Annotated in this window: 2 protein-coding genes and 3 pseudogenes; all 5 read right to left on the bottom strand. The window is 57.0% G+C overall.

What is annotated here, in order from left to right; all coding sequences use genetic code 11:
- Positions 1-224 precede the first annotated feature (224 nt).
- Positions 225-431: pseudogene (locus tag QD336_RS24215) on the bottom strand (DDE-type integrase/transposase/recombinase); the annotation flags it as partial.
- Between the two features lie 64 nt (positions 432-495).
- The gene (gene ltrA / locus QD336_RS24210; protein ID WP_499172453.1) at positions 496-2,025 is read right to left on the bottom strand and encodes a group II intron reverse transcriptase/maturase; all 1,530 of its coding nucleotides are present in this window, start codon (positions 2,023-2,025) and stop codon (positions 496-498) included.
- A gap of 649 nt (positions 2,026-2,674) precedes the next feature.
- Positions 2,675-3,111, bottom strand: a pseudogene (locus tag QD336_RS24205) (IS3 family transposase); the annotation flags it as partial.
- On the bottom strand, positions 3,112-4,473 hold the full coding sequence (locus QD336_RS24200; RefSeq protein ID WP_243017635.1) for an IS110 family RNA-guided transposase: 1,362 nt from the start codon (positions 4,471-4,473) through the stop codon (positions 3,112-3,114).
- A 230-nt stretch (positions 4,474-4,703) separates the two neighbouring features.
- Positions 4,704-4,937: pseudogene (locus QD336_RS24195) on the bottom strand (transposase); the annotation flags it as partial.
- Between the last annotated feature and the right edge of the window lie 226 nt (positions 4,938-5,163).

Genomic DNA, 5,163 nt, shown 5'->3' with positions numbered 1-5,163 from the left:
GTCAGATGCATGGACAGGACAGTCATGTGACCAACGCGGTCAGGCCCTTCTTGGGTCACTAGCAAATGCCGAGGCAAAGCCTCACCGCAAGGCGCTCCCGGGCGGCCGACAGGTCCAGGGAAAGACACGCTGGTCGATCGGAGTGTGGGTCAAGCCACACCTGGACGCCTTGCAGCGCCAGCCTACCAAGCGATCGATCGGTGTTTGAGACAAACCGCCCGGGAACTGGCTATCATCTTCTGACTATCCGAGTGGATCAGCGCCTTGTCCTTCGGTTTTCGTCGTCAAACCGCCATGAACAGGGCCTGCAATACGACGTCGGTGGTTTGACGGCTCTGCATCGCATCGCTCAACCGATGACCCAGCGGGAATAGAGGTCGATGACGGACAGCCAAATAAGCAGAACCTTTGCAGGTCCGGAGTGGAGTGAGAAGCGCGGATGCGCTTCTCCTCCCCGAACCGTACGTGCACCTTTCAGCGCATACGGCTCTCTATTCAAGCTTGGCCCATGGCCATAGCAACGTCATGATAGTGCGACGTGACGGTACTGCGGTCTTCAAGCCGGAAGATGTATGGATTTTCCTCCGGATTACGCCACCGGAATTGCGCCTTGGGGCTTGAGACAAGCCGGTGTAGCGCTTTTCCGACGGGGTCGCCGTGTTCATTTCGACCAAACACGAGCCAGGTTTTGGCCTTGCCCGGTTCAGGGACCCTGAACCATTTCCGCATCAAGGGTTTGATGCGAGATCGGTACTTGTGTCCCAGCCAATGCGCCAGTTTCCAGAACACGACATGGTCGATGCGCCGGAAGACGTACGCCGTGAAGTCGGTGAACTTGTAGAACGCCGCCCATCCCACCAATTGGCGGTTTAGGCCGGCGATCATGTCGACCGTGCTGACACTATGATTGCCGGAAAGGGTTTCGGTGAGCCTGCGAACAAACCCCTTGGCCTTCTCCTTGGGTATTGTCGTAACAATGGACATCCGTCCATGCGCCCCTCGCTTTCGGATGATCCGGTGCCCCAGAAAGACGAAGCCATCGTCGACGTGGGTAACATGGGTCTTCTCCATGTTCAGCGTCAGCTTCAACTTGCCTTCCAGAAACGCCCGGCATTCTTCGCGGATTTCCTCTGCCTGAGCTCTGGTTCCTTTTACGATCACGACAAAGTCGTCAGCGTATCGGCAATAGGCGACAGCCGGTTTCCATTGCCGGTTCTCGCGAACCGTAATGGGGCGGCCCTGCTGGATGCCGAAGTTCCATGCCCAGCGATCCTTGCGTGCCTTCTTGTTCAGGTATTTCGCCTCCAGCCACATATCAAACTCGTGGAGCATGATGTTGGACAGGAGCGGTGACAGAACACCACCTTGCGGGACACCCTCGCTTGAGGCCGTAAACAGGCCACGGTCGATGTGGCCTGCTTTCAAGAACCGATAGAGTAGATCGACGAACCGTCCGTCCTGCACACGTCGCCGCACGCATTTTAGAAGCAGCTGGTGATGGACCGTGTCGAAGTAGCTGGCCAAATCACCTTCGATGATCCAGCGGCCCCTCGTCGTGTCGGCACCATCCTGAAGCTGTATCCTCACGGTGCGGACGGCATGATGCACGCTCCGTTCCGGCCGGAAGCCATAGGATAGACGATGGAAATCGCTCTCCCAGATTGGCTCCATGGCCATCAGCATGGCGCGTTGGACAATGCGATCCGTCAGGGTCGGAATACCCAGTGGTCGTAGCTTGCCGTTTGATTTCGGGATATAGATGCGCTTGACCGGCTGGGGGCGGTAGCTCTCCTCCAGCAGGCTTGCCCGCAGGTCGTCCAGATGCTGATCCAGTTTGACCTGAAGTCTTTGCTTATCCATTCCGTCGATGCCCGGCGTTCGTGCGCCGCTTGACGCCAAAACCATCCGAGCGGCCTCGGCAAGCCATTCCTTATTGGCAATCAGCCGAAGAAGCCGATCAAACCGCCGGTTTGGATCGCTCTCGGCCCATGTTGCGAGCTTGTGCTGCATTTCGCTGATTATCAAAGGTCTTCACCTCGCTTGGTCAGGTAGTTTGCACTTCAAGCAGTTTGAACTGTTCCCCTTCGCCATGTGATGGGATTTCCCCATCCCGGACTACTACGGGAACTCCGCCAACATGATGGACATCAGGGTCAACTCCCTTGCGACGCAATACTTCGTTGTCATCCCATCATGCCTTCCCTCGTTCATATGCTGGACGTCAGCGTATTGGCGAGGTTGCCGGTCGCAATCTTTTCCCTTGCGTTCTGCAAGTCGATGCCGATGCCATGGTCTGGCTGCATTCTCCCCATGACCCCATACGACCGACCTACATATACGACCGTATTCGGATGCCGCCGACTTACGTGTCCGGCAGCTTCATCAGCATTCCGCCTGTTAAGCCGTGTAGGCGAAGGCGACATTTCAGCCCTCAGATGCGGGTTAACCGGTTCGTGTTCCTCAACCTTCCAATACTTCAGCCTCGGGAACCATCTCGGCGTAACGGCTTCGCCTCAATCCCCTTTACCTGCGGGCTACGTCACCCTGCCAGTTGACGGCAGGTCACCGCCGCTTGGGCTCATGCCCCCTCGCAGCAGGGAGCAGGCAGTTCTTCGCATCCTCCTTTCTCTTTGCATTCCAGTCATATGCCTCCCCGATTGGGGCGAGGCGCACTGTAGGTGATGTCCGTGACCCAGGACTCCCGGAGCCTCGACGTCGAACTGCCGATTGAGCGCATATCTACAACAACGGAAGGCCTGTCGCATAGATGCCGAGACGGCGTTTGTAGCCAATCTGCGCCCTTGATCCCGGCAAGACGGGTCAGACGCGCAACCCGGTTGGGGCAGCACACCTCTCCCTGGTCAAGAAGGTCGTCGTGCAGCTTGCGATAACCGTAGACCTTGCCGCTCTCTACCCGCGCCGTCAGGAGCAGATCGGTCTGTCGTTTGTCCTCGTTGGCTCGCCTGCTCAGCGGCTTCTTCAGCCAGGTGTCAAATCCACTGGGATGAACCGCAGAAGACGGCACATCGTCCGCACCGAAAACCGCAAGCGATGCAAAGCAATGAACGCGTACTTCACTTTGCATCCCTGGCGAAATACACGGCCGCTTTCCTAAGAAACACAGTCCCCTGCCGCCATGGGTGAGAGATCATAGCCCATAGACCGAGCGCGGCGTTGGAGATTCGCAATGACACGGCCACGATGGCGCTCATCATAGGCAGCAGCGCCTGGATCGCGATACACCATCCCATAACGCAGCGCATTGTAGAAAAGGACGGCAATCTTGCGCGCAGTCGCCGTGACGGCTTTCTGTTTTCCAATACGCCCTGCCAGCCGCCGGTAGAATGCGCCAAGTGCAGTGTCGCTGCGGCCGAGCGTGGTCGCGGCCAACCGCAGCAATGCAGCCGCCCTGCTGGATGATCGGCGAGTTCGCGAAGAAAGCACCTTGCCGCCGGAGATTTTATTACCCGGGGCGAGGCAGAGCCATGATGTGAAGTGCTTGGCCGTCGGCCAAGCCCGTAGGTCCGTGCCGCATTCGCCGATGAGCTTCAGCGCGAGAGACGAGCCCAGGCCATGGATTTGCGTCAGGTCTGTCCCAACGAGGCCATATAGGGCAGCTCGCACGTCAAATGACGGTGCATTTACCTGCTTGGTTTTTGTCCGGACATTTGGCAATGGCAAGAGCGGGGCCTCGACCTCAGCTGACATCGCACCAATTGCGCTCTCAAGCCGACGATCGCATTCGAGCATCTTCTGCTGATAAAAATCGTAGAGCTCTAGCGACTGAGAGAGAGCAAAAACATGCTCATCACGATCGTTCCCGATCAGGGATGCTCGTATGGTCTGAGCCGAGGAATGACAGCGAGCATCGCGCATAGATGCCAAGAGATCCGGATCGCGTACTCCAGAAACGATCGCCCTGATAATCTTCATCCCCGTCACGCCCGTGATATCTGACACGACATGGTGCAGTTGCAGGTTCATTTCCATCAGCGCTTTTTGCATGTGCTGGATATGCGCCGCAGAATATTCGATCAGTCGCTCTCGCTGTCGTAAATAGGCTCGCAACGTAGCAACCTGCGCCTGCGGACGAAAGCTTCCGCGCAGCAAGCCGTAGGAATGTAGTTGGCGAAGCCACGCCGCATCACTGACATCGGTCTTCCGGCCCGGCACATTTTTGGCGTAGCGGGCATTGACGAGGATCACCTCAAAGCCGTGCTGTTCAAGTATCTCAAAGGCCGGGATCCAATAGACCCCGGTCGATTCCATCGCAACGCTTGTGACGCCGCAGGATCGGAACCAAGTGGCGAGATCATGCAGATCATGTGTGAAAGTGCCGAAGGCGCGGATCGGCATATCGTCACTCTCCGGGTTGACTGCGGCCATATGCATCGTGGATCCGATGTCGAGAGCGGCTGCTCCGGGGTTCATGCGTGTGAGATTTTGTGGATTGGTAGGTATTATCTTTGGCATGACTTCTCCTCCTATGGATTGGGAGGGGCTGGGCCGTGCAAGTTCGTCATTTTCCTAACCGGGATCGCCGCCAAAGCCGCGTCACCACTCTCAAGTACGCAACAGCCCATGTGCCACGTTTTTTAACGGGGTTGAACGCCTCCAATAAGCCTTCGGCAACTCCCCTCCGGCGGCAATCGTAGCACGACCTGTTTCTACCGCGCACAGGCGGACCAAAGCCCGTGATCGTTTTTTAGGATATCTCGCTCCTCGGTGACACGAGCCAGTTCCTTCTTCAGCCGCCAGATCTCCTCGGCCTCGTCGTTGCCCTTGGCGTTCGACGCAGCAAACTTCTTCTTCCATTCGTAGAGGGAATGCTGGCCTACGCCGAGACGTTGCGAAACCTCGGCAACCGGATAGCCTCGCTCCGTGATCTGGCGCACCGCGTCACGCTTAAACTCTTCGCTGAAATTCGATTTGCTCATGATGCTCTTCTTGCCTCAAATTTAGGAAAGAAGGCGTCTACAAATCTAGGGGCTTCTGTGGTTGCCGCCCGTAATGCAAGAAGTTTCTGAACCATTGGGTGTGATCGAGTGCGGTCTTCTGTCAGGCCTTTAAATGCGGCACTTTAGAAGCCGCTGGCCGATATGGTGATCAGCGGATCAGGTCCAAATCTATTCAGCGAGCTGATTGGCTCTATGCCCCGACCGA

This window comes from Rhizobium sp. BR 250 (assembly GCF_047445855.1).
GTDB lineage: Bacteria > Pseudomonadota > Alphaproteobacteria > Rhizobiales > Rhizobiaceae > Agrobacterium > Agrobacterium tumefaciens_I.
Note: the sequence above shows the minus strand (reverse complement) of the source record. Positions and strands in the feature narration are given on the sequence as shown.